General features: G+C 70.6%; 21 protein-coding genes and 2 pseudogenes. 9 read left to right on the plus strand and 14 right to left on the minus strand.

Annotated elements, in window-relative coordinates:
- Positions 1–93: 93 nt before the first annotated feature.
- On the plus strand, positions 94–2,181 hold the full coding sequence (locus OHT74_RS37195; protein WP_443047757.1) for a bifunctional polysaccharide deacetylase/glycosyltransferase family 2 protein: 2,088 nt from the start codon (positions 94–96) through the stop codon (positions 2,179–2,181).
- A 2-nt stretch (positions 2,182–2,183) separates the two neighbouring features.
- The gene (locus OHT74_RS37200; protein WP_328622721.1) at positions 2,184–3,434 is read left to right on the plus strand and encodes an acyltransferase family protein; all 1,251 of its coding nucleotides are present in this window, start codon (positions 2,184–2,186) and stop codon (positions 3,432–3,434) included.
- A 79-nt stretch (positions 3,435–3,513) separates the two neighbouring features.
- Here the strand turns inward: OHT74_RS37200 and OHT74_RS37205 are convergent, their stop codons facing one another.
- From OHT74_RS37205 to OHT74_RS37215, 3 genes are all read right to left on the minus strand, one after another.
- Complete coding sequence (locus OHT74_RS37205; RefSeq protein ID WP_328622722.1) at positions 3,514–4,377, minus strand: alpha/beta fold hydrolase; 864 nt, start codon at positions 4,375–4,377, stop codon at positions 3,514–3,516.
- A gap of 209 nt (positions 4,378–4,586) precedes the next feature.
- Positions 4,587–6,317, minus strand: coding sequence for a serine/threonine-protein kinase (locus OHT74_RS37210; RefSeq protein WP_328622723.1), 1,731 nt, complete (start codon positions 6,315–6,317; stop codon positions 4,587–4,589).
- An 83-nt stretch (positions 6,318–6,400) separates the two neighbouring features.
- On the minus strand, positions 6,401–6,565 hold the full coding sequence (locus OHT74_RS37215; protein ID WP_328622724.1) for a hypothetical protein: 165 nt from the start codon (positions 6,563–6,565) through the stop codon (positions 6,401–6,403).
- Positions 6,566–6,792: 227 nt separating this feature from the next.
- Between OHT74_RS37215 and OHT74_RS37220 the strand changes: the two genes are divergently transcribed.
- Genes OHT74_RS37220 through OHT74_RS37230 form a run of 3 tightly spaced genes read left to right on the plus strand, consistent with a single transcriptional unit; the run spans position 6,793 to position 10,636 of the window.
- Positions 6,793–7,446: a 2Fe-2S iron-sulfur cluster-binding protein gene (locus OHT74_RS37220; protein ID WP_443047635.1), complete on the plus strand. Its 654-nt coding sequence runs from the start codon at positions 6,793–6,795 to the stop codon at positions 7,444–7,446.
- The gene (locus OHT74_RS37225; protein ID WP_328622725.1) at positions 7,443–8,453 is read left to right on the plus strand and encodes an FAD binding domain-containing protein; all 1,011 of its coding nucleotides are present in this window, start codon (positions 7,443–7,445) and stop codon (positions 8,451–8,453) included. The genes OHT74_RS37220 and OHT74_RS37225 overlap by 4 nt, the downstream gene beginning before the upstream one ends.
- Positions 8,454–8,482: 29 nt before the next feature.
- Positions 8,483–10,636 (plus strand): xanthine dehydrogenase family protein molybdopterin-binding subunit, encoded by a 2,154-nt coding sequence (locus tag OHT74_RS37230; RefSeq protein WP_328622726.1) that lies wholly within the window; start codon positions 8,483–8,485, stop codon positions 10,634–10,636.
- Positions 10,637–10,962: 326 nt separating this feature from the next.
- Here OHT74_RS37230 and OHT74_RS37235 read toward each other — a convergent pair whose 3' ends face one another.
- The 8 genes from OHT74_RS37235 to OHT74_RS37270 all read right to left on the minus strand — a co-directional run bounded on the left by OHT74_RS37235 (position 10,963) and on the right by OHT74_RS37270 (position 20,972).
- Positions 10,963–11,922: a hypothetical protein gene (locus OHT74_RS37235; protein ID WP_328622727.1), complete on the minus strand. Its 960-nt coding sequence runs from the start codon at positions 11,920–11,922 to the stop codon at positions 10,963–10,965.
- A 252-nt stretch (positions 11,923–12,174) separates the two neighbouring features.
- Positions 12,175–12,594 carry a hypothetical protein gene (locus OHT74_RS37240; RefSeq protein WP_266671069.1) on the minus strand — a complete coding sequence of 140 codons (420 nt, stop codon included), beginning with the start codon at positions 12,592–12,594 and terminating at the stop codon, positions 12,175–12,177.
- Positions 12,595–12,651: 57 nt separating this feature from the next.
- On the minus strand, positions 12,652–13,077 hold the full coding sequence (locus OHT74_RS37245; protein WP_328622728.1) for a hypothetical protein: 426 nt from the start codon (positions 13,075–13,077) through the stop codon (positions 12,652–12,654).
- A gap of 682 nt (positions 13,078–13,759) precedes the next feature.
- The gene (locus tag OHT74_RS37250) at positions 13,760–14,656 is read right to left on the minus strand and encodes an IS4 family transposase (protein ID WP_328622729.1); all 897 of its coding nucleotides are present in this window, start codon (positions 14,654–14,656) and stop codon (positions 13,760–13,762) included.
- 279 nt (positions 14,657–14,935) lie between these two features.
- Positions 14,936–15,574 (minus strand): peptidoglycan recognition protein family protein, encoded by a 639-nt coding sequence (locus OHT74_RS37255; protein ID WP_266671079.1) that lies wholly within the window; start codon positions 15,572–15,574, stop codon positions 14,936–14,938.
- A gap of 658 nt (positions 15,575–16,232) precedes the next feature.
- Positions 16,233–17,099 (minus strand): xanthine dehydrogenase accessory protein XdhC, encoded by an 867-nt coding sequence (gene xdhC, locus OHT74_RS37260; RefSeq protein WP_328623472.1) that lies wholly within the window; start codon positions 17,097–17,099, stop codon positions 16,233–16,235.
- Between the two features lies 1 nt (position 17,100).
- Positions 17,101–19,500 (minus strand): xanthine dehydrogenase molybdopterin binding subunit, encoded by a 2,400-nt coding sequence (xdhB, locus tag OHT74_RS37265; protein WP_328622730.1) that lies wholly within the window; start codon positions 19,498–19,500, stop codon positions 17,101–17,103.
- Entirely contained in the window at positions 19,497–20,972 is a 1,476-nt protein-coding gene (locus OHT74_RS37270; protein WP_328623473.1) for a xanthine dehydrogenase small subunit, read from the minus strand. Before OHT74_RS37270 ends, xdhB begins: the two co-directional genes overlap by 4 nt.
- A gap of 482 nt (positions 20,973–21,454) precedes the next feature.
- Here OHT74_RS37270 and OHT74_RS37275 point away from each other — a divergent pair.
- Positions 21,455–21,689: pseudogene (locus OHT74_RS37275) on the plus strand (YnfA family protein); the annotation flags it as partial.
- 26 nt (positions 21,690–21,715) lie between these two features.
- Here OHT74_RS37275 and OHT74_RS37280 read toward each other — a convergent pair.
- Positions 21,716–21,979, minus strand: coding sequence for a hypothetical protein (locus OHT74_RS37280; protein ID WP_328622731.1), 264 nt, complete (start codon positions 21,977–21,979; stop codon positions 21,716–21,718).
- 511 nt (positions 21,980–22,490) lie between these two features.
- Between OHT74_RS37280 and OHT74_RS37285 the strand changes: the two genes are divergently transcribed.
- From OHT74_RS37285 to OHT74_RS37295, 3 genes are all read left to right on the plus strand, one after another.
- Entirely contained in the window at positions 22,491–23,072 is a 582-nt protein-coding gene (locus OHT74_RS37285; protein WP_328622732.1) for a ribosome-inactivating family protein, read from the plus strand.
- A gap of 642 nt (positions 23,073–23,714) precedes the next feature.
- Positions 23,715–24,341, plus strand: coding sequence for an RICIN domain-containing protein (locus OHT74_RS37290; RefSeq protein ID WP_328622733.1), 627 nt, complete (start codon positions 23,715–23,717; stop codon positions 24,339–24,341).
- On the plus strand, positions 24,338–24,763 hold the full coding sequence (locus OHT74_RS37295; protein ID WP_328622734.1) for a VOC family protein: 426 nt from the start codon (positions 24,338–24,340) through the stop codon (positions 24,761–24,763). Before OHT74_RS37290 ends, OHT74_RS37295 begins: the two co-directional genes overlap by 4 nt.
- 107 nt (positions 24,764–24,870) lie before the next feature.
- Here the strand turns inward: OHT74_RS37295 and OHT74_RS42250 are convergent.
- A pseudogene (locus OHT74_RS42250) lies at positions 24,871–24,981 on the minus strand (DUF4230 domain-containing protein); the annotation flags it as partial.
- A gap of 567 nt (positions 24,982–25,548) precedes the next feature.
- Positions 25,549–26,031, minus strand: coding sequence for a hypothetical protein (locus OHT74_RS37305; RefSeq protein WP_328622735.1), 483 nt, complete (start codon positions 26,029–26,031; stop codon positions 25,549–25,551).
- Position 26,032 lies beyond the last annotated feature (1 nt).

The following is a 26,032-nucleotide window of genomic DNA, read 5'->3' on the forward strand; positions in this document are numbered from 1 at the left end:
CACCACCCATCTCCAGGAGCGTCATTGTCCCGGTCCCGCCACCAGCGCCGCCGGCAGTCCCTGCTGAGGCCGCGCCGACTGGCAGCGCCGCCGCTGCGCTTCTTCATGCCGCTGTCCCTGCTGGCCTGCCTCCTCGCGCTCCTCGTACTGCGCGGCCTCGCCACCAACGAGGCGTTCCACGACTCCCGGATCGCGATCTCGGTCGACAAGACGACCGTGCCGGACAACCTGCTCAAGGGTGGTCCGATCATCGACGCGCGTGGAGCCAAGAACGCGCAGCCCGTGAGCTATCACATCCCCGACCGCACCGTGGTTCTGAGCTTCGACGACGGCCCCTCGCCGGAGTGGACTCCGAAGATCGTGAAGGTGCTCGCGGCCCACAACGTCCGTGCGGACTTCTTCGTGACCGGCGCCATGACCACGCGCAACCCGGAGCTGATCCGGCAGATCGTCGCGGGCGGCCACGAACTCGGCGTGCACACCTTCACCCACCCCGACCTCGTATACCAGTCCCACGCCCGGATCAGCTGGGAGATGGCGCAGACGCAGCTGGCGCTGGCCGGCGTCGCGGGCGTCCACAGCGCGCTGTTCCGACCGCCGTACTCCTCCGACGCCTCGGCGATGGACGACTGGAACTACCCGGTGATCAAGTACGTGGGTGCGCGCGGCTACCTCACCGCGTTCATCGACCGCGACACCGATGACTGGAAGCGTCCCGGAGTCGAGGCGATCGTCAAGGCGGCGATGCCGTCCAAGCCCGGGGCGGGCGAGCTGATCCTGCTGCACGACGCGGGTGGCGACCGCACCCAGACCATCACCGCGCTCGGGCAGATCATCGAGAAGCTGCAGGCCCAGGGCTACCGCTTCACCACGATCTCCGAGGCACTCGGCGCCTCCAGCGCCACCGTGCCGGTACACGGATTCCAGCTGTGGGCGGGCAAGGGATACATCTGGGCCACCCAGGTCGCCGTGCTCACCCTGCCGGTGCTGGTCTGGCTGCTGGCCCTCGTCGGCTTCCTCAACTTCGGCCGGTTCGCGCTGATGCTCGTACTCGCACCGATCCACGCCCGCCGCTCCAAGCGGAGGGACGCCTGGGGACCGCCCGTCACCGAGCCGGTCACCGTACTGGTCCCGGCCTACAACGAGCGCGAGTGCATAGCCAACACCCTCAACTCCCTGGCCGCCAGCGACTACCCGATCGAAGTGATCGTCATCGACGACGGGTCCACGGACGGCACCGCGGACATCGTCGAGGAGATGGACCTGCCGTTCGTCCGGCTGATCCGCAAGGTCAACGGCGGCAAGCCCAGCGCGCTCAACGCGGGCGTCGCGGCCGCCTCGCACGACATCATCGTGATGATGGACGGCGACACCGTCTTCGAGCCGTCCACCGTGCGCGAGCTGGTCCAGCCCTTCGGCGACCCGGGGATCGGCGCGGTCGCGGGCAACGCCAAGGTCGGCAACCGCGACAGCCTGATCGGCGCCTGGCAGCACATCGAGTACGTCCTCGGCCACAACCTGGACCGCCGGATGTACGACATGCTGGGCGTCATCCCGACCATCCCCGGCGCGGTCGGCGCCTTCCGCACGGAGGCCCTGCGGCGGGTCGGCGGGATGAGCGACGACACCCTCGCCGAGGACACCGACATCACCATCGCGGTGCTCTGCGACGGCTGGCGGGTCGTCTACGCCGAGTACGCCCGTGCCTGGACCGAGGCTCCCGCCAGCCTCCAGCAGCTCTGGTCCCAGCGGTACCGCTGGAGCTACGGCAGCATGCAGGCGATGTGGAAGCACCGCGGCGCGGTGACCTCCCGCGGCCCGGCCGGGCGCTTCGGCCGGCTCGGGCTGCCGCTCGTCGTGCTGTTCGGCGTGGTCGCCCCACTGCTGGCGCCGCTGGTCGACATGTTCCTGCTGTACGGCGTGCTGTTCGGGGACGCCCCGATCACCCTCACCAGCTGGGGCGGCTTCATTCTGCTCCAGGGCGCACTGTCCTGGTACGCCTTCCGGCTCGACCGCGAGAAGCCCTGGCATCTGATCAGCCTGCCGATCCAGCAGCTGGTCTACCGGCAGCTGATGTACATCGTCCTGTTGCAGTCCGCGATCACGGCGATGACCGGTGGCCGACTGCGCTGGCAGAAGCTGCGGCGCACCGGCGAGGTCGCTGTACCCGTGGAGGCCTGACCGTGACTGCATCCATCGACCTCGGGCGCTCTCGGGACACCGTCCAGTTGAGAGTCCTCACCGTTCCACGACAGGAGGCGGAGCCGGAGGCCGAGGCGCCGTCCACGCGCAAGGGCGGCCGGGACCGCTATCTCGACCTCCTGCGCGCGGTGGCACTGGTCCGCGTGGTGTTTTACCACCAATTCGGCTGGTTCTGGCTGCCCCTCGTCTTCCCCTCGATGGGCGTGATGTTCGCGCTGGCCGGCTCGCTGATGGCCCGCTCGCTCAGCCGTCCCGCACTCGGCGTGATCCGCGGCCGACTGCGCCGACTGCTGCCGCCGATGTGGCTGTTCGGCGCCGTCATGATCGCCCTCCAGATCCTCGACGGCTGGGGCCCCGACTCCGAAGGCCACCCCGCCTGGTGGTGGGCCAAGCTGGGGTTCTGGATCCTGCCGCTGAGCACCCCGCCGTATGCGGACGAACTGCCCGGTTTCCACCACGTGGAACACAGCTGGGCCGCGCAGATCATCGTCCCGCTCTGGTACCTCCGCGCCTACCTCTGGTACGTGCTGCTCTCCCCGCTGATGCTCCGGGCACTGCGACGATTCCCGGTGGTGACGCTGTTCGCCCCCCTGGCGCTGACGATCGTCATGAACGCGTTCTTCGCCGACCAGGAATTCGTCTACTACCGGGTCTGGGAGACCGCCAACGACTTCGCCGTGTTCGGCTCCTGCTGGATCCTCGGCATGGCCCACCAGGAGGGGCTGCTCAAGAAGATCCCGCAGTACGTACTGCCGTCCATCGCGCCGCTGATCATGGTGGCCGGCCTCTGGTACCTGCAGACCCGGCCGGCCGATCCGACCGAACCGACCGACATCGAGTCCTGGCCGATCGCCCAGGCCCTGTGGTCCCTCGGCTTCGTTGCCATCCTGCTCCACGTCAGCCCGTCCTGGGAGCAGTGGCCCCGGCCGCTGGAGCGCTGGAACGGCCTGGTCAGCCTGCTCAACGCACGCGCTGTCAGCGTCTACCTCTGGCACGAGGCCGCGCTGGTGGTCGCCGTCCCGCTGATCGACCCCCTCTGGAGCGTCCACTTCTTCTACAAGAACCTCCAGTGGCTGCTGGCCAGCCCATGGTTCACGCTGCTGGTGGCGATCCCGCTGCTCGGCCTGCTGGTGCTGAGCTTCGGCTGGGTCGAGGACGTGGCCGCCAAGCGCTCGCCGCGGCTCTTCCCGTACCCGCGCCGCCGACGGGGCAGGCGCCGGGCCGCCGTCTGACGGGGGCTGCGCGTAGATCACGGAATCGTGCCTGCGGGAGAACCTCAGTCAGCGCGAGCTCCACTCGTGGATCTTGCGGTCAGCTTCCGGGAGCGTGGACCTCGTCGTCGAGGTCGCTGATCAGCCAGGCGAGCATCGCGGGCGTGGCGTCGAAGTGGCCTCCGTGCCCGGCATCGGCCTGTCTGATCAGCGTCGCGGTCGGCATGCGTGCGGCGAGCCACTCGCCGTGCGCAGGGGGCACCAGGGTGTCGAGGCCCCCGTGCCAGATCCGCGTCGGGGCCGTGATGTCTGCCGGGTCGAACCCCCACTCCGTGCCGAAGAGAGCGGTGACATCGTCCACCCAGCCGTCCAGGCCCGGCCGGACCGCTTCGGCGAACGCCGGGCCCATCATCGCGCTGATCTCCGGTCGGGAGAGGACCGCCTGTTCGATCTCCGGCAGTGGCGGGAATTTGGCCGTTCCGAGATTCGCCAGGTGTTCCGTGACGGTTTGCCTCCCGGTCAACGCCACGGCGGCGCTGCGGCGGTTTCCCTCGCTCATGCCGGCGGTCCAGTCCAGCCCGACCGCGTCACGCGGCGCCAGGCTCGCCAGCGCCCCCAGCCGTGTCACCCGTTCGGGATACCGGGCGGCGAAAGCCATGGCGTGCGGGCCGCCCCCGGACACTCCGAACACCGCGAAGCGGTGCAGGCCGAGTGCGGCGGTGATGGCGGCCACGTCGGCGGCGGCATCGATGACCCGACGCCCCGGCTTCGGTGTGGAGCCTCCGAACCCGGGCCGGTCATAGGTGATCAGCCGGACGCCGAGCTCGTGGAACAGGGAATCGTCCGGGTATCGGGCCAGTCGGCTCATCGGGCTGCCATGCAGGTAGACGACCGGTATCCCGGTGGGGTCGCCCCATTCCTCCACTGCCAGCGTCCGACGGTCGCCGGTGATCAACTCGCGCATGGCGGCAAAGCTAGTCTCGGTACTGATGAACGGCCAAGGCCGTTCATTCACAGCAGAAGATCGCCGTACTGCTTTCGGCGGGCGGCCGGGCCGGTTCAGCGCGGGCAGGGCGTACATGGTCGTGCTGCCGAAGCCGGCGGGCCTGGACTTCCTGGCCTTCGTCATCGCCCGCTGCCTGGAGGCCGAAGAGGCGCTGACGCGGCGGGAGGCTAACACGCGGGGGAGGACCCTTTCTGGCCGGTGAGGTCTCGGTTGTACAGCCACCCGCTGGTGTTCGTGCCGTCCACGCGCACGTACGTCCATTGGTTGCCGTACGAGTTGACGGTGTAGCAGTGGTACCAGAGCTTCGTGCCGTCCTTGACCAGGGCACCGGCGGGGCAGTTCTGGTACGGCGCGGCCAGCAGGTGATGGTCGCCGGAAATGTAGCCGTAGGTGCCCGGCTTCGGGTCCTTGTGGGTCCAGCCGGCACAGCCCGTCGGTACGGGGCTCGGCTGGGCCGGGGCGGGCGAGGCCGCCGTCGAGGAGGGCGGTGCCGTGTTCGGCTTCTTCGAGGCGGCGGCGGACGGCTTGGCCTGGGGCCCGGAGCTGGAGGGAGAGGGCCCCGGGGTGTCCGCGCCCGGCCGGCCGCCGACCGCCGGGGAGTCGCTACCGGACACGGGCTTCGGCGCCACCGCCCGCATCTGGTCGCCGCCGCCCCCCGCAGTCGCGGCATAGGTGACACCGCCGGCGGCGAGTACCGCGACGGCCGCCGCGGCTATCGTGACACGGCTGCGCCGGCGCCCCCGGTCCGCGACCTCGGAGTCTTGTGCGGCGGTCGGCGGCCTGCCCGGCGGGGGAAATCCGCTGTGGGGAGCCGGGACATGGGGTTGCACAAACGATACTGCGCCCCCACCGCCATCGCCCCCACCACCGAGGACCGGAGGCGGCCCGAAGCCGACGGGCGGCCCCACGACGGGCGGCCCCACGACGGGCGGCCCCACGACGGACGGCGCCGTCGGGGTCGGCATCCCGGAGGCGGGAACCGGCTTCGCGGGGTGCGCTCCGGCCCCGTCCGCCGCCACCCGCTCCAGCATCGCGCGGGCCTGGTCGGCTGTGGGCCGGCTTGCCGGCTCCTTCGCCATCAGCGCCAGCAGCACCGGGGCGAGCGGCCCTGCCCGCCGGGGCTCGGGCAGCGGTTCGGCGACGATCGCGGCCAGCGTGGACCACACCGAGGTGCGGCGGAACGGCGAGACGCCCTCCACCGCCGCGTACAGGGTCATCCCGAGGGACCAGATGTCCGAGGCCGGGCCGGGCTCCCTGCCCTGCGCGCGCTCCGGAGGCAAGTAGTCGAGCGAGCCGACCAGCTGACCGCTGCGGGTCAGTTTCGCCATGGCCGCGTCGTCGGAGGCATCCATGGTGGCGATGCCGAAGTCGGTGAGCACGACCCGGCCGCCCCGCTCCAGCAGGACGTTGCCCGGCTTCACGTCCCGGTGCAGGACACCCGCCCGGTGCGCGGCGTCGAGCGCGTCCATCAGCTGGGCGCCGATCGCGGCGGCCTCGTACGGGTCGAGCGCGCCTCGCTGCGCCACCACGTCGTCGAGCGAGGTTCCGTCGACGAGTTCCATGACGATGACCGGCAGGCCCCGGTCTTGGGTCACGTCGTGCACGGTGACCACCCCGCTGTGCCGGATGCGGGCGGCGGCCTGCGCCTCGCGCTCCATCCGGGTGCGCAGGTCGGCCAGTTCGGACTCGCTCGCGTCGGTGTAGGCCCGCAGGACCTTGACGGCGACCTCCCGGGCGAGCAGTTCGTCGACGGCCCGCGCGACGACTCCCATGCCGCCGCGGCCGACCACGGAGGTCACCCGGTAGCGCCCCCCGAGCACCTTGCCGACCAGGTCCCCGTCGTTCTCTTGCCCCTCTTGGCCCGCTGGCACCACATGCTCCGTTCCACGACCGGTCATTCGTCTCGATCGACGATCTGACAGGGCACAAGCGTAGATGCATGATCGGCGGGCAGGCCGCGCGGCCTGCGCCCGCGCCCCGGCTACCCTCCGGTTCGCGGCAGATGCGACTTCGCGTCTTCGTAGCCGGCGCTGCCGGGCCGCTCGGCCGGGGCGTAGAAGAGGTTCAGCACTCCGGGCTCGAAGGCCTCGCAGGAGACCAGTTCGAGGGGGACCGCGGGCTCGCCTTCGCCGAGGTGCCGGTGCATTGCCGGCCCACCCCCGCATTGACCGGGACCTGTAACCGACCGGGCGGTGCCCTGGCCGGCTTCCTCGTCGGCTGGGGCACGGCGGGGCGAACACCGGCCTGACCGGACGACCGTGGGCCGTATGGGGGAGGCCGGCGGGGGCGTGCGGCGCGCTCGGGCGTGCTAGGGGGCAGGCTGGGCAGCCGAAGGGATATTCCCTCCTCAAACGGACGTCAAGGGAGCTCGTTGTGGCTCACGCAACCGACCCGCCCGCCCACCGGCCTGCACCCGACGGCGGCCCCGGACCGGCGCCGCGCACGCCGGACGACGCGTTCGCCGGGGCCGCCCGCTCCCGTGTGACCCTCCGCGTCAACGGTGTCCACCACGACCTCGACCTCGACCACCGGGTCACGCTGCTCGACGCCCTGCGCGAGCACCTGGACCTGACCGGCGCCAAGAAGGGCTGCGACCACGGGCAGTGCGGTGCCTGCACCGTCCTGCTGGACGGCCGGCGCGCCAACAGCTGCCTGCTCCTCACCGTGGCCCTCGACGGCAGCGAGATCACCACCGTCGAGGGCCTGGCCGGCCCAGACGGCGCCCTCCACCCGCTCCAGCACGCCTTCATGGAGCACGACGCCTTCCAGTGCGGCTACTGCACCCCCGGCCAGCTCTGCTCCGCCGTCGGCGCGCTCCGCGAAGCCGCCGCCGGCCACCCCTCGTACGTCACCGCCGCAGCGGTCCCGGCGGCGTCCGGCCCCGCCGTGCTGACCACCGAGGAGATCAGGGAACGGCTCAGCGGGAACCTCTGCCGCTGCGGCGCCTACCCCGCGATCGTCCGAGCCGTCGCCGACGCGGGAGCCGACGCCGCGGCCACCGCGACCGGTGCGGAGGTGACCGCATGAAGCCCTTCGCCTACGTACGCGCCACCAGCCTCCAGGAGGCGGCCGACGCCTACGCCGCCCACCCCGGCTCCCGCTACCTCGGCGGCGGCACCAACCTCGTGGACCTGATGAAACTGGGCGTCGAGACACCCGGCGCCCTCATCGACGTCTCCCGCCTCCCGCTGGAGGAAATCCGCGAACTCCCCGACGGCGGCCTGCGCGTCGGCGCCACGGTCCGGGGCAGCGACCTGGCCGCCGACCCGCTGGTGCGCACCCGCTACCCGCTCCTCAGCCGGGCGCTGCTCTCCGGCGCCTCCGGCCAACTGCGCAACGTCGCCACGACCGGCGGCAACCTGCTCCAGCGCACCCGCTGCGGCTACTTCCAGGACCTCTCCAAACCCTGCAACAAGCGCGAACCCGGCAGCGGCTGCGGGGCCCGCGACGGCCTCCACCGCGACCACGCGGTACTCGGACACTCCGAGCACTGCATCGCCACCCACCCCTCCGACATGGCCGTGGCCCTCGCCGCGCTGGACGCCGAAGTCGAGCTGTACGGCGAGGCGGGCACCACCCGTACCGTCGCGGCCGCCGAGTTCCACCGGCTGCCCGCGGACCGGCCCGAGCAGGACACCGTCATCCGCCCTGGGGAGATCATCACGGCGGTGATCCTGCCCGCCGCCGCGCCGGGCGCCGTCTCCCTCTACCGCAAGGCCCGCGAACGCGCCTCGTACGCCTTCGCCCTCGCTTCGGTCGCCGTCGTCCTCGACCTGGACGACGGCCGCGTGCGCCGGGTCGCCCTCGCCTTCGGCGGCCTCGCCCACCGGCCCTGGCGCGCGACCACCGCCGAGGCCCGGCTGACCGGCGCCGTACCGCACCCCGACGCCGTCCGCGCGGCCGTCGACGCGGAACTCGCCCGGGCAGAGCCCCTGCGCGACAACGCGTACAAGATCCCGCTCGCCCGCAACCTCGCCTGCGACGCCATCGCCGAGCTGGCCGGCACGCGCCCCGGTTCCCCCGCCACGGCGTAGCGGCGCCACCGACCAGGAACAGGACCACGATGAGCCCGTCCTCCGCCACCCTCGAATCCACCGCCTCCGCCGCCGCCGCTCTCGGCGCCTCCGTCCCGCGGCGCGAAGGCCGGGACAAGGTGACCGGCGCCGCCCGCTACGCCGCCGAACAGCACCTGCCCTTGCGGGCCTACGCCTGGCCGGTGCCCGCGACAGTCGCCCGCGGCCGGATCACCGCCGTCGACACCGCCGACGCCCTGGCCCTGCCCGGCGTACTGGGCGTCCTCACCCCCTACGACGCCCCCCGCCTGGGCCCCTCCGACGACCCCACCCTGCAACTCCTCCAGGACCTGCGGGTGCCGCACCGCGGCTGGTACGTCGCGCTGGCCATCGCCGACACCCTCGAGGGGGCGCGGGCCGCCGCCGACGCCGTGCGCGTCACGTACGAGAGCGAGCCGCACGACGTCACCCTGCGCGAAGGGCACCCGGGCCTGTACACCCCCGAGGAGGTCAACGGCGGCTACCCCGCGCACCGCGAACAGGGCGACCCCGACACGGCGTTCGCCGATGCGCCCGTACGCGTCGACGTCCGCTACTCGATTCCGCCGCTGCACAACCACGCCATGGAGCCGCACGCCGCCACCGCCGACTGGGACGCCGAACGCGGCCACCTCACCGTGTACGACTCCTGCCAGGGCACCACGGTGGTGCGCAACGTCCTGGCCGGGCTGTTCCGGCTGCCGGAGCAGCAGATCACCGTCCTGGCCGAGCACGTCGGCGGCGGATTCGGCTCCAAAGGCACACCGCGCCCCCACGTCGTCCTCGCCGTGATGGCCACCCGGCACTGCGGACGCCCCGTCACGCTGTCCCTGCCCCGACAGCACATGGCCGCCACCGTCGGACACCGCGCGCCCACCCTCCACCACCTCCGGCTCGGCGCCCGCCCCGACGGCACCCTCACCGCCCTCACCCACGAGGTCACCACGCACACCTCGCAGGTCCGCGAGTTCGTCGAACAGGCCGCCGTGCCGGCCCGGGTGATGTACGCCGTCCAGAACAGCCGCACCACCCACCGCGTCACCGCGCTCGACGTGCCCACGCCCTCCTGGATGCGTGCCCCCGGCGAAACCCCCGGCATGTACGCCCTGGAGTCGGCCATGGACGAGCTGGCCGACGCCCTCGGCATGGACCCCGTCGAGCTGCGCGTGTGCAACGACCCGGCCACCGAGCCCGACAGCGGCCGCCCGTTCAGCAGCCGCCACCTCGTGGAGTGCCTGCGCGACGGCGCACGCCGGTTCGGCTGGGCCGGCCGCCGGCCGCCCCGCCGCGAGGGGCCGCTCCTCATCGGGACCGGTGTGGCCGCCGCCACCTACCCCGTGTACATCGCCCCTTCGGGCGCCCGGGCCCACGCCCGCCCCGACGGGAGCTACCTGGTCGAGGTCAACGCCACCGACATCGGCACCGGCGCCCGGACGGTCCTGGCCCAGATCGCCGCCGACGCCCTGCACGCCCCGCTCGACGCCGTCTCGCTGGCCATCGGCAACAGCGCGCTGCCGGCCGGCCCCGTTGCCGGCGGCTCCACCGGAACGGCGTCCTGGGGCTGGGCGGTGCACGACGCGTGCACCGCGCTGACCGACCGGCTGGCCCGGCACCAGGGGCCGCTGCCCGCCGCCGGGCTCTCCGCGTCCGCCGACACCACCCAGTCGGCGAAGCAGAAGTCCCCGTACGCGCGCCACTCGTTCGGGGCACACTTCGCCGAGGTCCAGGCCGACACCGTCACGGGCGAGGTACGCGTCCGCAGGCTGCTCGGCGTCTTCGCCGCCGGCCGCATCCTCAACCCGCGTACCGCCCGCTCCCAGTTCATCGGGGGGATGGTGATGGGGCTGGGCATGGCGCTGACCGAGCACAGCGGGCTCGACCCGGCGTTCGGCGACTTCGCGGAGCGGGACCTGGCCTCCTACCACGTGCCGGCGAACGCCGACGTCCCCGCCATCGAGGCCCACTGGATCGACGAGCACGACAAGCACCTCAACCCGATGGGCAGCAAGGGCATCGGGGAGATCGGCATCGTCGGCGCCGCCGCGGCGATCGGCAACGCCGTGTGCCAAGCCACCGGCCGGCGGCTGCGGGAACTGCCCCTGACCCCCGACCGGGTCCTGGCCGCCCTCGACGCCGGCCCGGAGGCCGCGGGCCGCGCCGGATGACAGCCGGACGCGCCCCCGCCGTGGCGGCCGGTCCCGCGTCCACGCGCCACCCGGGGGCAGAACGTACTCACCGGAGCCGATTCCGGGGTCGGCCGGGCCACCGCCGTCCGGCGCGACCTCACCGAACTGCCCGGGGCGTCCGACGTCATCTACGCCCTCGCCGGGGACCTCGCCCGGATCGGCGTACTGGTCGACAACGCCGGTACCGGCACAGCCGAGCCGTTCCTCGACATCGGCCTCGACCGGCCTCGGCCAGGTCCTGAACGTGTCCTCGGCGGCTGCGGCTGACCAGCCACGCCGGGCGGATACACGGCACGGACAGGCCGTCAGCGCCCCAGCGCACCACGGACCGTCAGCCCGTGGTGGTGGCGCAGTCGGTGCATCTCCCACCAGGACAGGGCCGTGACGGTGATGGGGGCGCCGAGGATGAAGACCGCCCGGGCGCCCGCCGGGACCTGCGGGTAGGCGCCCGTGGCCACGTCCAGGAGCGCCATCTCCCACACCAGGATGCCGGCGAGGACCGGCGGCACCACCTCGTGGATGTCGGCGGTACGGAAGACGTGCACGAGCGACAGGCCGATCCCGTAGAGGGCGAAACCGATCGACCACAGGCACAGCACCCCGATGACGATCTTTCCCGGCAGCCCGACGGCGTCCCGGAGTCCCGCCAGCTCCGGCGCCATCGCGAGCGCCGAGGTGCCCATGGACGCCATGATGGCCAGCACCGCGCCGAGCGAACGCAGGGCCCGTCGCAGGTAGACGCGCCGCAACCCGCCCCGCGCGGCTGCCACGAACGCGCCGACCACCACGGGGAAGGTGCAGACCAGCACCAGGACGCTGGACCAGCTCTGGTCGAGGCGATCGTCCGCCACGGCCTTGACGTCGGCGGCGCTGACGACGGCCTTGTAGGTGACCATCAGGCCCACCCAGGCCACGAGCCCCAGAGCGGTGCGCCACAGCTGGAGCTTGCGGACCTCCGGATCGTGGACTATCCCCGGACGCGAAGGACGGAACGCCAGCTGGGCGGCGTACAACGGGTTGTAGAGGCCGCGCAGGATCTTCCGCCCCCGCGACGGCTCGACGCGCGGCGGCGGAACCGGCGGATGGGCCCACGCGTACGGGTACCCCTGCGGCGGGACCGGCTGCGCATAGGGATACCCCGGTGGCGGGGCGTACGGAGGCCCCTGCGGCGGGACCGGGGAGCCCTGGCCGCCCCACCCCGCCGGCGGCCGACTGCCCGCACCGCCCGCCGGATCCCCGTACCCGCCCCCGCCGTAACCGCTCATGCCACGCACCCCCGCTGTCCTGCCCTGTCGAACCCACGCATCGTAGTCGCCACGCACCCACGAAGCGGGCTGCCGACGGCACGTGATGGAGCGGCACCCGGCGGCGGGATCCGCTGCTGCGGCGTGGCGCGTGTACGCCGCCTTCGCTTCCCGGACAGCACGTTTCGGCCCGTGCGGTGTCAGATCTGCGCTCCAGGGAGGTCGGTGTGGTGTTTCAACCCCGGTTCCGCCGGGGTTGCCGTCAGTCTTGGGTCAGCAGTTCGGGATGGACACCCAGCGGCTCCCGTTCCAGTAGTCGGCCTGATCGTTCCCCTGGCCGGACAGGTAGTAGGCCGACACCCAGCCCTGGCTGCCGGCGGGGGTGTCGAGGTCGGTCCACAGCCACCAACGGTTGAAGTTTCCCTGGCCGTCGTTGACTTCGGCTCCCCAAGCCCGGCAGAAGACGTAATTGCTTCCGGCGTAGAGATAACCGTTGGGTCCGCACGGATGTCCGTTGCTCGTTCCGCAGACCGGGTTCGGGTATCCGCTCGCCAGGGAGAACGTCGTGATCCAATACTTGTTGTAGGCATGTGCCTGCGGTGCGGCGAGGGAGACGTTCGCCGCGAGCGCGAGCAGCAGGGCGGTGAGCAGCACGACGGTGTTCCGTACGGTCGTGGCAGCGCGGAAGTGCATCGATTCTCCAGGTGACGTGAAGGGCGCCGAGGAGGCCGTGCCACGGGAGCGGCGTGGCTAGAGGCGGCCGGACCAGTAGTCTTCGCAGGACGGCACCGGATTCGTCTCGGAGGAGATGTCGGTGTCCTTCATCCAGCCCCACGCGCCGTTGTCGGCCTGGGTCAGCAGCCACCGATACGGATGGATGTCGTTGCCGTTGTACTGACCGTTGTCGATCCTGCAGGCGAACCAGCTGGGATTGGAGTACATGTAACCGACCACGGTGTTGGGGTAGTCCATGTCCCTGGTCGCGCCCCACACCGGTGCCCCGGAGCGGTTGTGGCACATGTACGCACGGTACGTGTAGTCGCCCCCGCTGTTGACATTGAAGCCTCCGTTCCAGCATCCGCCGGCCGCATGGGCGGGGACGGCAGTGCCGATCATGGCGCCTGCCAGGACCGTGGCCGCCGCGACCATCTCGGCTGCCATCTTGCGTACGTGCATTAAGGCTCCCTGGTGAAGGGGTGGAGGATGACGGTGCGTCAATCCATTCCGTTTCAAGGTTAGTTGACGCAGAACCTGTCGTGTTGGAACGACGCTAACGCCGCTGCCCGGAGACATGCGACCTCTGGAAGTGGGGGTTTCGCCGGTCGATGCGATGTGGTAACAGACCCGGATGACCCATCGGACCCAGCCCCACCGAACGGCAACGAGCTGCTCCGAGTCCAGGCGAGGATCGCGAGACCGTGCCGGGAGTTGCCAGACCCGATGACGCTCTTTGCCCGAGTGGGCGACATCGTTCCCGCAGTGGTCGGAGCGGACGGTGTGTGCGGGCTGACGCTCGACCCGGCTACGCTCCTGCACACCGGTGGGTTTCACCACAGGGGCGTGCTGGGCGAACGCACCTTCCTTCGCCCACTTCGCGAAGTGCTGCCCATTTCCGGTCGAGCCGCGGCGTCGCGTCCACGGTCGTGGTGACGTAGGCGTCAGGCACGCTGAGGACGGTCTTACCCGCCCCGGTCAGGACAGGACCCAAGTCACAGACTCCGGCGTGGGGGTGCGTGGCCGAGTACCGCTCAGGGGTGAATGGCCGCCGTCCCGGTGGCGGTGCGGCGGACGATGTTGACGGTTCTGACGAAGCTGATCCGGTCCGGATTGATGTCGGCACCGGTCGCGGCCCGGCAAATCAGAGAGGTGATCGCGTAGTTGACCAGCAGGTAGGCCCAGATCTCCTGTGGACCAGGTCTGGGCTCTTGGACCGCAACACCTTCCCCGGCCCGTGTAGGACGCTCTTGAGCCGGCCTTTCGCGGTCTCCTCCTCCCCTCGTCGGTGGTAGGCACCGGCGAGTTCGCCGGCCGTCGCGGCCTCGGGGTCCTTGACAGTGGTGATCAGGCAGACCAGTTCCTGCCCGTCGCGGTCCGGGACGTCGTACTCCACGACCCGCACCACGTGGGCAGCAGCAGGGTCCGGCGTGGACCCCGACCGTGCCTCCTCCAGCAACTGCTGGCGCTGCCGGCCACGGATCGCAGGGTTGACCAGGGCGGACAGGTACGTCCCGTCGGACAGGACCTTCAGGACGGGCAGCAGAAGTTGCGTCGGTGCCCGCCAGCGCAGCGCGGCCCCGGTGTGTGCGGCGGCACTGAATGCGGCGAAGCTGTAAAAGCCGCGATCGGCAAGAAGTAGCCAGTCGCTGGAGATCGAGGGCAGCAGCGAGGCGGCCGTCGTCTTCTCGCTGCGGTTCCACGCGCCGACCTCGGCGTCCATGAACGCGTGGAACCCGCACTCGACCACCGCCACGACCCTGGCCTTCGGGAGGGCCGAGCGGGACTGGTCGTTGCCCGCGTAGCCGAACTCGGCCGCGTTCTCGGCGGTGTCGGGCAGGTCCAGGTCGAATCCGTCGATCGCCATAAGGCGCCACTGCCGCAGCCACGCGCCCCGGGTCTCGCCCGTGGCCACCGGCTCGGCGACCCGGTAGAACGTCTCGCGGAGCAGATCACGGCCCAGCCGCCCCGGGTGCAGCTCAGCCACCCCGCACACCGCAGCGGCCTCGTCGACCTTGAACCGCGGCACCGCAGCGACCAAGGCCCCCAACGACACCTGGTCCGGCCGCGCAACCGGCCGACCCGCTCCAACCGCCGCCTGATCCATACGGCAACCGTAACCGTCCGTCCGAAGCGGCACCTGCACATCCTCACCGTCGTAGCGGGTGGCCAGTCCACGCCACTCGTCCCTGCCGCGGTGGTTCATGCGGCGGCCCGGGTCCCCACGACCGTCCGTCGTCGTGGTGCAACGGCGAAACGCCTGGCGGCGGGGTCGCGTCGCTCGACGGTCGGCTCGGACCCGCCGCCAACACTGCTACGCCTACCGGGGGTACCTCACACGGACTGCGCTGAGTATCGCCCCCGTCTGGGCGGACCGGAGGGGGCCGGGGCATGCGTGGCCGCCCCAGTCCTGGCCGCCCATGCTGTGTATGCCGAACCCCTGGCCCAGCGGTGTGGAGGCGCGCTCGAGGGGCCACCCGTGCTGGGCCATGCCCCAGGCGTAGATCCGGGCGACGGCGTCCACCTGCTGCGCGGTGAGCGGCCTACTCGCGAATCCCGAGGTCTCCACCGAGAGCCACGACGGGTTCCCGGAGGCCTGCGCCCAGGCCCGGTCGTGCGCGGAGACGTACTGTTCGATCTCGCCGGACTGCGAGACCCAGAAGTGCGAGGAACACTCCACTGCCGGGTCGCTGAAGCGATCGTGGAGCGAGCTCTCGCCCTCCTGCACATGCAGGACCAGACCCCGCATCTCCCTGATCCCGCCCGGAGTGAAGTTCACCGCCAGCGGCTTGCGGGTGACGTCCGGCATCCACGCCTGCCCCCGCTCGGGAGTCGTTTCGGCGGGTGGCCCTGCCCCACCCTCGTCCTGCGTTTCCGCCAGGCCGGGCCCGAGGTCCCTGTTGAGGTCGACGACGACGCCGAGAGCGGTGGCGATGAGTCCGCCGCCGGTGCAGGCCATGGCGGTGCGGCGCGATACAAGTCGCGGCTTCGGTTTGCGGTGGGTCAAGCGAGCGGCTCCGTACGTACAGGGCAGGGATCGGAGGTCCCGCCGCGAGGCCCGGATGCGAACGCCGGTCGGTACGGCCCGGCAGGCCGGTTCGGCTCCCTGGCCCTGGCCCTGGACCGTCGGGAACGGAGCATCGGTAGATCCTTTGTTGGGCTGAACGTTCTCCACCGGAATACTTGCCGACCTTTGGTGTCGGAATGGGACCGGATGATGACCGTTTCGTGACGGCCGGCCGGGTGTGCGCTCCGCCCGACGTGCGGCCCCAGCGAACCTTCGGTACGTCGGAGCGCAAGGGTCGGTACCGAGAAGAACGACGTCCGGTTCACGGAGCTGCCTGACACCGGGACGACCGGAGCCACCTGGCGGGCAATAGGCTGTTCGGAACAGCGAGTCCAGGTGGCTGAGCGATGCCGCGGCGAGATGGCGCTGGCCGGGCTTCCACTCGACGGCGTAGTCCGGAACCGCTTGGGACCCCCGGAGGGCTGGACGCGTCCGAGTCTCCGGTGCCGGGGTGGCTCAGGAACGGCGGCGGGCGATCATGGGCAGCGTTCCCATATCCGGGCCTGGCCCGGGTCGCCCGGGTCGCCCGGGTGCCCCGGTCCGTGCCGTCTCACGTGCTGCCGGCGACCGGAGCGTACGGCACCGCGGCAACCGGGTTCGGCGCTGCCCGGTGGCGGTCCTGTTCGAAGGACCGGAGCAGGTCTGCCGCGACGCTCACCGCGATCGTGGCGGGTTCCTTGCCGGTGATTTCGGCGATTCCGATCGGGGTCTTGATCCGGTCGATGGTGGCGGCGTCGTGGCCGCCCTCGGTGGCCAGGCGTTGCCGGAACCGCGCCCATTTGGCGGACGAGCCGATCAATCCGATCGGGCCGAGACCGGCGGTGCGCAGGGCGGCGTCGCACAACGCGGCGTCCTCGGCGTGATCGTGGGTCATGATCAGGACGTGGGTGCCGGGTGGCAGTTCCGTGAGCACCGCCTCCGGAAGCAGTGGGGTGTGGTGCACGTGGATCTGTGCCACCGCATCCGCGAGCACGCCGAGTCGTTCGTCGGTGAGCATCTCGGGGCGGGTGTCGATCAGGTGCAGGTCGAGGTGGTGGCGGGCCAGGATGCGTGCCAGTTCCAGTCCGACGTGCCCGACGCCGAAGACCGCCACCGCTTGGACCACCGGCAGCGGTTCGAGAAGTACGGTGACGGCTCCGCCGCAGCACTGCACGCCGTGCCGGCCGGTGACCTTGTCGTTGAGGGCGAACTCCATCAGCTCCGGCTCCGGATCGCGCGCCCCGATCACCTCGCGGGCACGGTCGATGGCGACGGCCTCGATGTTGCCGCCGCCGATCGAACCCCAGGTCTCGGTCCGTCCCACGACGAGTTTGGCACCGGCCCGGCGGGGCGCGTGGCCGCGCACGGTCGCGACGGTCACGAGCACGCCGGGTTCCCGGCGTGCCCGCAACCGCGCGACCGCGGCCACCCAGCTCATGTCAGGCATTGCTCAAAGTGCTTGCGTCGGCGGGGACCTCGCTGCCGTCGGGGACGCGTCCGTCGTGCCGCACGCCCCCCTTGCGGGCTGCTTCGATCGCCCAGTACACCGCCTCCGGTGTCGCGGGGGAGGCGAGCTCCACGCTGACTCCGCAGGGCCCGAACTCCCCGGCCGCCTGCCGCAGCGCTTCTCGCACCGAGAAGGCCAGCATCAGCGGAGGCTCACCCACCGCCTTGGACCCGTACACCGCACCCTCCTCGGTGGCGTTCTCCAGCAGCCTGACGTTGAACTCCTCGGGCATCTCCGAGAAACTCGGCAGCTTGTAGGTGCTCGCGGCCTGGGTCAGCAGCCGACCGCGGTTCGGCCCGTCGCCGGCGTCCCACCGCAGGTCCTCAAGCGTGAGCCAGCCCGCGCCTTGCACGAAACCGCCCTCGACCTGACCGATGTCGATCATCGGGGAGAGGCTGTCGCCGACGTCGTGCACGATGTCCACACGCCGGATCCGGTACGCGCCGGTGAAGCCGTCCACCTCCACCTCGGTTGCGGCGGCGCCGTAGGAGAAGTACTTGAACGGCGAGCCTTGGAAAGTCTTCGCGTCCCAGTGCAGGCCCTCGGTCCGGTAGAAACCGGCCGCCGACAACTGGACCCGCTGGAAGTACGCGGTGCGCACCAGGTCGTCCCAGGCCAGTGTCTTGTCGTTGCCGTGGACGCGTGCGACGCCCTCGACGATGCGCACGTCCGAGGCGTTCGCACCCAGCTGGTTTCCGGCCACCTGCAGCAGCCGCCCGCGCAACTGCTCGCAGGCGTTCTTCACCGCCGCACCGTTGAGGTCCGCCCCGGCACTGGCGGCGGTTGCGGAGGTGTTGGGCACTTTGTCGGTACGCGTCGGGGCCAGCCGCACCTTGTGCAGCCCAATGCCCAGCGTGGTCGCGGCCACCTGCAGCATCTTGGTGTGCAGGCCCTGTCCCATCTCGGTGCCGCCGTGGTTGATCAGGACTGAGCCGTCCTTGTAGATCAGCACCAGTGCGCCGGCCTGGTTGAAGGCGGTGAGGTTGAACGAGATGCCGAACTTGATCCCAGTGATCGCGAGCGCCCGCTTGGTGTGCGGGTGCGCGGCATTGAATGCTTCGACCTCGGCCCTGCGGTCGGCGATGCGGGCGTCGTCCTGGACCTGGCGCCAGACGGTGGAGATCCGTTCGGGGTGCAGAACCCGCTGTCCGTACGGTGTCGAGTGGCCCTGCCGGTAGAAGTTGCGTTCGCGCAACTCCATCGGATCCAGGCCGAGCAGCGGCGCGCACCGGCCCATGATGTCCTCGATCACCAGCATGCCCTGCGGTCCGCCGAAGCCGCGGAAGGCGGTGTTGGAGACCTTGTTGGTCCTGGCGATGCGGCCGGCGATGCGCGCGTTGGGGATCCAGTAGGTGTTGTCGATGTGGCACAGCGCGCGGGCCACCACGGGCTCGGACAGGTCCAGGCTCCAGCCGCCGTCCGCGGTCAAGGTGGCGTCCAGGGCCTGGATGCGGCCCTCGGCGTCGAAGCCGATCTTCCACGTGGCGTGGAAGCCGTGGCGCTTGCCGGACATGGTCAGATCCTGGGTCCGGTTGAGCCGCACCCGAACCGGCCGACCGGTCAGCCTGGCGCCGAGCGCGGCGACGGCCGCGAACCCGTGCGGCTGCATCTCCTTGCCGCCGAAGCCGCCACCCATCCGCAGGCACTGCACGGTCACTTCGTGGCTGTGCAGGCCGAGCACGTGCGCGACGATCTCCTGCGTCTCCGAGGGATGCTGGGTGCTGCTCTGGACGAACATCTGCCCGCCCTCGTCGACGTGGGCCAGCGCCGCGTGCGTCTCGAGGTAGAAGTGTTCCTGATCGGAGAACTGGAACTCGCCGGTGAACACGTGTGCGGAGTCGTCGAAGCCGGCATCGACGTCGCCGGTCACCATCAAGGGCCGGGCGCCGTGAAAACTGTTCGCCGCGATCGCTTCCTGCAACGTGATCACGGACGGCTGTTCGTCGAGTTCCACCTCGACGGCCGCCGCACCGAGCCGGCCCGCCTCCAGGGTCTCGGCGAGCACCCAGGCGACGGCGTGGCCGTGGAACATGACCTCATCGGGAAACAGCGGTTCGTCGTGCTTCATACCGGCGTCGTTGACGCCGGGCACGTCGCCGCCGGTCAGCACGCGGACCACACCGGGCACGGCGAGCGCGGGCTCGGTGCGCAGCGCGGTGATCCTGCCATGGGCCTTCATGACCTGGACCGGGTAGGCGTGCAGTACGTCCTTGGTGCGATGGACCAGGTCGTCGGTGTAGAGCGCGGTACCGGTGACGTGCAGGTTGGCGCTCTCGTGTGGCATGGAAACGCCGACGACGGGCATTTCGGGGCGCTCGGACAAATGACTCATGACGACACCGCCTCGGTGGTTTGCGCGTACAGCTTCAGCAGGCTCTGGCCGAGCATCGCGGAGCGGTATCCGGCGCTGGCGCGGTGATCGTCCATGGGCGTGCCCTCGGCCCGCAGCACCTGGGACGCGGCCTCGACGGTCTCCGCCGCCCACGGCTTGCCCTCCAGGGCCGCCTCGGTGGCGAGGGCGCGGATCGGGGTGGCGGCCACGCCGCCCAGGCCGGTGCGTGCCTTGTGCACGATCCCGTCCTCGATGTCGAGCGCGAAAGCGACCGCCACGCTGGAGATGTCGTCGAAGCGCCGTTTGGCGATCTTGTGGAAGGCCGCGACGGGCGACAGCGGCAGCGGGATACGCACCGCGCGGATCAGCTCGCCGGGACGGCGCACGCTCTGCCGGTAGCCGGTGAAGTAGTCGGCGAGCGGGACTTCGCGCTCACCGTCGGCGTCGGCGAGTACCACCGATGCCTCCAGCGCGAGCAGCACCGGCGGGCTGTCACCGATGGGGGAGCCGGTACCCAGATTGCCACCGAGGGTCGCACTGTTGCGGATGAGCCGGGATGCGAACTGCGGGAACAGCTCCGCCAGCAGCGGGACGCTGCCGTCGAGGCGGCGTTCGATCTCTGTGAGCGTCTGCGCCGCCCCGATCTCGATGTGGTCGGATTCGACTCGCATCTCCCGCAGTTCGGGCAGCCGGTCGACCGCGACCACGCAATTCGACCGGCGGGAACGGATGTTCACCTCCACGCCCCAGTCGGTGCTTCCGGCGACGACCACCGCGTCGTTCCGCTCGCGCAGTAGCCGCAGCGCATCGGCCAGGGTGCTCGGCCGCAGGAACGCGCTGTCGTCCCGGGTGTATTCGGTGGCGACCGGTTCGGGCGGGGACTGCTCGCGACGCTGCGCCAGGGGGTCGTTCTCGGTGGGCGTACCGACGGCGAAAGCGGCATCGCGAATCGGGCGGTAACCGGTGCAGCGGCACAGGTTGCCGCTCAGGGCGTGCAGATCGAAACCGTTCGGACCGTGCTCGGTGCCGGTGCCGGTGCCGGTGCCGTCGGCCGAGTCCGGGTGCGCGCAGCGGTCGGGTCGGTAGTACTCGGAGGCCATGCTGCAGATGAATCCCGGTGTGCAGTAACCACATTGGGAACCGCCGCGGACGGCCATCTCCTCCTGCACAGGGTGCAACGCGGCCGGCATGCCGGACTCGCCGGCGGTGGCGAGACCTTCGGAGGTGATGACCTCCTGACCGTCGAGCGCCGCGACCGGGACCAGGCAGGCGTTGACCGCCACCCAGTCAGTGGGCTTGTTCACCCCGGGACGGGCCACCAGGACTGAACAGGCGCCGCATTCACCCTCGGCGCAGCCCTCCTTGGTGCCGGTGAGGCCACGCTCGCGCAGAAAATCCAGCACTGTGGTGTGGGGTGCAGCCGGTGAAATGGGTGTTTCTTTCCCGTTGACCGTGATCCGCGCCGCTACCATGGCGCACTCGCATTTCGGCGCGCGGTCGATGTGACTGTCCAAGTCGCCATTTCAGGAGCTTTCTCGTTCGGTGGTCGCAGCTCGATAACCCCGAGCGCAACAAATCGGCACGCAACGACGTGCCGTAGATGGTGACAGAGATGGGAAGGTGCCGGGGCCGCAATCAGGCACGCCGGGAGGGGGGCTGCTCAGCAGCCGTGTGCTACACGACCGGGAGCCCAGGCGATCTGGTGTGCGAGGCGAAGCAGTTCGGAGATGGTCGACATCCGGCTTCGCCCCCTTCCAGTAGTGGCTCACGAGTCGGTGCGGTCGAAGTTACGTTGCCGCAGGTTCATCGGTCAAGCGGATGTAGGTCGATTCCATGAACGCAGGCCACTTCGTGTGGGGGATATTCGTACGCGAAACCAGTCGTGTCCAGACCTGATCCGTTGGTCTACTGACGTCCACCCGGGCCGGGTATCGGATCCCGGAGGTTCCGATGAGTCTGGATCGGCGCCGGCGCCATCGCGCTGGGCCGGTACGGGGTGGTGGCCACCTTCCGGTCCGACGACAACTTCGGCCGCATCCTCGCCGCGTACGGCGGGATCTTCGTCGCCGGGTCGATCGACTGAAGCATGGTCGCCGACGGCTACCGCCCCGACCGCCGGGACGTCATCGGCCGCCTCGGTCTGCCTCGCGGGCATGCCCGTGATCATGTACGCGCCCCGCGGGAACTGACGCCGCTGCGTCACCTGCGGCTTTGGTCAGCCGTCGCGTTCGTCGGTTCCGGCCACGTAGGCGACGAGCACGCCGGCGAGCACGGCCCAGGCAGCTGCGACAGGTCCTGCTGTGGTCCAGGCGAGGAGGCCGAGCAGCAGGCCGGTGAGGGCTCCGGTGGCGAGGGCTCGCGGGTTGGTGAGGAACCTCCAGTGCTTGCGTCCGCTGCCGGGTTGGCGGACTTCGGCGACTGCCGTCCTGATGACGAGGGCAGCCACCACTATGGCGATGCTGAGCAGGGTGATCGCCATGGCGTCTCCAATGCGGTCGGTTGTGCTGTGCGGCGGCCTGTTCTGCCTCGTTGCCTTGGTAGATGTCGGGGACGCCGTCGGCATCCGCGTCGACGTTCCCTTCCTCGTAGGGATGACTGTATTGACATGGAGTGACGTCTGACCTTGACGGGCGCAAATCGGCACTTCGCAGTTGACACCGACCCTGCTGCTCCTGCCCTGTGGCCGACAGCCCGGCTCACCTGCAACCTGGCGGCGGCCCCGGGGCCCCGGAGCAGGCATCGGGCAGCTTCGGGTCCGGGGCGGGTGCGGCCACCGGAATCAGGCGCTCAATTCTTAGCATCAGAGGCAAACTATTTGCCCCGCCGCCACCAGGACGACTACAAAGGACGGGACCGATCCGAACCCTGCGATGGGGATGACGTCGAAGGTGGTGGATACGAATGCGTGAATGCAGCAGGATTGAACCGATCGCGGTCAGATTACTTCAGGGAAGGCCGATTTCCGGCGGTCTCCTATGATGTGGGCAGCGATGCTGAAACCTGTGTCGTTTTCTCTGACGCACGCATCAGCGGACGAGTATCGGCTCCTGACGTCGACCATCCGGTCGAGGGCAGAGGACGCTCAGGGCTTTTTCGGCGGGGCCTCGCGACGTCCGGGAGAAATAGCTCACCTGCCCCTGCATATTCAGCTTCGAGGTTTGTCCATCGAGCTGTACATTGAGCTCCGCCTGCACGACACGGGCATGCGCATCGTCGGATTCCGGAACACTTTCGAGAACGGACAGGTCCCGCCGGAAGCGTGCGTCCGCCACGTGCGGGACTCCATTGCGCCACCGGGGATCCGTCGAAGCGAAGTCCTGCCGTTCGGTGGAGGCCGCTCCGACCTGGAGACGGCCGCCGCCGTGCGGCGTTTGGGGATCTTCCTGGGGCGCCGGCCCCTGGGTGACGCGGTGATCTGGCTGCACCGGAACCGCGATCCGAAGTGCACCGCACATGGAATGCTCGTGCTCTCGGAAATGATCTGCGAGGCCGCCCGATTCCCCGCCCTGGCCGATGCGATGTCGCGTATCTGGCTGACCGGCGGACGGCTGTCGGCCGCGGCACCCGTCTGAAATTTCTCATCCGGGCACCAATCCACAGGCAGGCACCGAAGAAGGAGCAAGCCCCTCGCCAGGAGCTCGTTTCAGTCCCGTACGATCCGCGATTCCGGTCCTGGGGATCCACGGAACAGGATCCCGCGCCAAGACCAACGGCAGGTACAACACGACGTTGCCCAACTTCGACAACGTCCTGATCAACGTGTGCCGGAGCCCGACGCCCTTGGTGACCTGATCAGTCGCTGTGGCGTACGGACTTCGGCGAGCACGGCTCCGGCGTCGGGGTCGGCCGGGAGTGAACTGTGACCAAGCTCCGCTGGGGACTGGCGGTCGACGAGCTGGAACGCGGTGGCTGCTTGAGACAGCGGTCGGCTGCGGCGGTAAGACACGGAATTCACCCCCGGTCCGGAGTGGGGCGCCAGAGGTGGCACGGCCGAGTCTGCCACCCCCTGTCAGGGGGGCGGCAGCCCTTTCGTGTGCGGCCGCGGGGCCCGACTGCGGAGAGGCCAATCCCCCGTGGCCGGATCGGCGCTCTGACGCGGACGGGCCGGGCCGTGTTCAGCTATCTCCCGGCACCCGACGCACCGGCACCCACACCAGGTGCGTCCTCGTTGCGCCGCCGCATCGCCTTGTGTCAAACGCCCCACGACCCAGTGCGTGGACGTGGACGCGTACGGCGGAGGCAATGGCACGGTCATCCAGATCTGGCAGTGCAACGGCACCGGCCGGCAGCGTTGGTACCTCTGGGACAACGGCGCTCTGGAGAGCTACTGCTTCCCCGGCAAGTGCCTGGACGTGGACGCAGACCTCAACAGCGGCGGCCGCAACGGCACCAGGGTAGAGATCTGGGACTACAACAACACCTCGCAGCAGAGCTGGTCCCACCCGTCGGGCGACCGCGCCCTCTACAACGCCCGCTTTTACGGGGCGGGAACATCGTCATGGACCGCGATGAGAACGTCCTGGGCAACGGCGCCCGAATCCAGCTGTGGCAGAAGAACTTCCCACGCAGCAGTGGTGGGACGCCTGGGCGGACTGAGAGTCGGCCTCGGAGGAACCACGGCGGGCCGCCACCACCCGGTGGCGGCCCGCGCTGTGGTGTATCCGCGGCTTGCCGGGCTCGTTCGCGCGAGTAGTCTCCGGCGGGCCGGGCTCGGCGTGTTGGCCTCGCGCATCCGCCTGACGAGCGGTTCCCCCGACGGGCCGGGGTACCGGCAGGCTCCCGGCCCGTCGGGTCGCGTACCGTGTGTGCGGGCGACGACGCAGGGCACACGCGGTACATGACCGTACACAAGACAGGTGTTGTAGTCCTGGACTGCGCCGAACCCGAGCCCCTTGCCCGGTTCTACGCCGAGCTGCTCGACGCCACGGCAGGTCCGGCCAGCGGCGACGGAGAGCTGATCCTCGTCACCTGCCGCACCGGCGTGGTGCTCGGGGTCCGCCGCGATCCGGATCACCTGCCGCCGAGCTGGCCGCCGCCGGAAGACTCCCAACAGGCCCATCTGCGGATCCTGGTGGCGGCGGACTCCCTCGACGAAGCCGAGCGCGAGGCCGTGGCCCTCGGGGCACGCCCCGTGGCGGCGGAGGAGGACGGCACCCGGCCGGACAGCCGCACGACACTGCGCCGGTACACCGACCCCGCGGGGCACCCGTTCGTCCTTGCGGCCGTCCGGGAAGACCTGACCCCGCGCAGCTCCAATGCCTGACGCGGAGGCGATGGGCCCGAGGCAGTACAACCTCCTCGGGCCCGGCCGCCCTTGCATCAGCCGTACGCGACCGTCACTTCGCGGAAGGCCAGGGAAAGCAGCAGCCCATCGACGTAGCAGCTGACCGTGCAGGCGCCCGCGTACAGGGTGCGGGTTCCACGGATGGCATCGGGCAGGAACGCCGCGTCCTTCTCCAGGTCGACGACCACGTGGAAGTTGAGGTTTCCATACTCCACGGATACCCCGTGGGCTCGGCTCCAGCACGAAGTCCCCGTGCGCGGCGTGCGCAGGTTTGTGGTGCGTCCCACTGGGCAGGCGCCGAGGGAGCCCGCGCAGCGGGCACGGTCCTCGACGCCGCGTACGCCGAGGAACCACCAGGGCCTCGCGGCACTCGGGTGGGCGAGCCCGTGCGGGTCTGCCGCGAGGAACGCCCTGACCCTGGTCACCGGCCGCAAGCCGGCCGACCTCGACTTCGTCTGCGCGGCGTTCGTCAAAGAATCCCCGATCGCCAGGCCCCTGATGCCGGGCGGTCCGGCACGGATTGCGGGATGTCTGCCACGGAAGCAGGGTGCCGGCAGTGCCATGGAAGACAAGGGCATGCAGGCGGAAGGGTCGGCCGAGCGGATGAGCCTGTGTCCCGCCCCGGGCTCGTACGGCTTGCGATTTGGTGCCCCGCCGGGCAGTGGCCAGGCGGGGCACCCACACGCTCGAGAACTTGATGTGCACGGCCGCACAGCGGCCCGGACCGTTCCCTCGTCCGGTCCGTCCCCTTCGGGACGTGCGGCTCAGGTGTCGAGCAACCGGTTGACGAGCGAACGGTAGGCCCGAAGGGCCTGCCTCAGGTCCTCGGTGGCCACCTGCTCACCGCGGTCCCACTGCTTCTCCAGCCCGCTCCGGTGTTCGGCGAGGGTGCCCGCGAACCTCTGCATGACCTCCGCCACCAAGGCGTCCGCCGACCGGACCGCCTCCCGAGGGTCGTCGACGAACCGGCCCTGGATCTCGCTCCACGTGGTGCGGTACCGCTCCGCCTCCGCGGCGCCCAGCAGCGGTTCCTCCTCGCTCTCGGGCTCGCGGCCCGGCTCCGGCTCCTGCTCACCGGAAGGCTGGTCCGCCGGCGCCGCCGCCGACGTCGCGCCGTTCTGCCCGCCGGTGGCCTCGCCCGGGTAGACGGCCGCGTCGCGGTCACGGGGCGGCGCTGGACGTGCGAGGTCTTCCGTTGTCAGAACGGGCTCGGACTCCCGTCCCGCCTTCTCCTCGTTTTCATGCATG

This window comes from Streptomyces sp. NBC_00354 (assembly GCF_036106915.1).
In the GTDB taxonomy this organism is placed as follows: Bacteria; Actinomycetota; Actinomycetes; order Streptomycetales; family Streptomycetaceae; genus Streptomyces.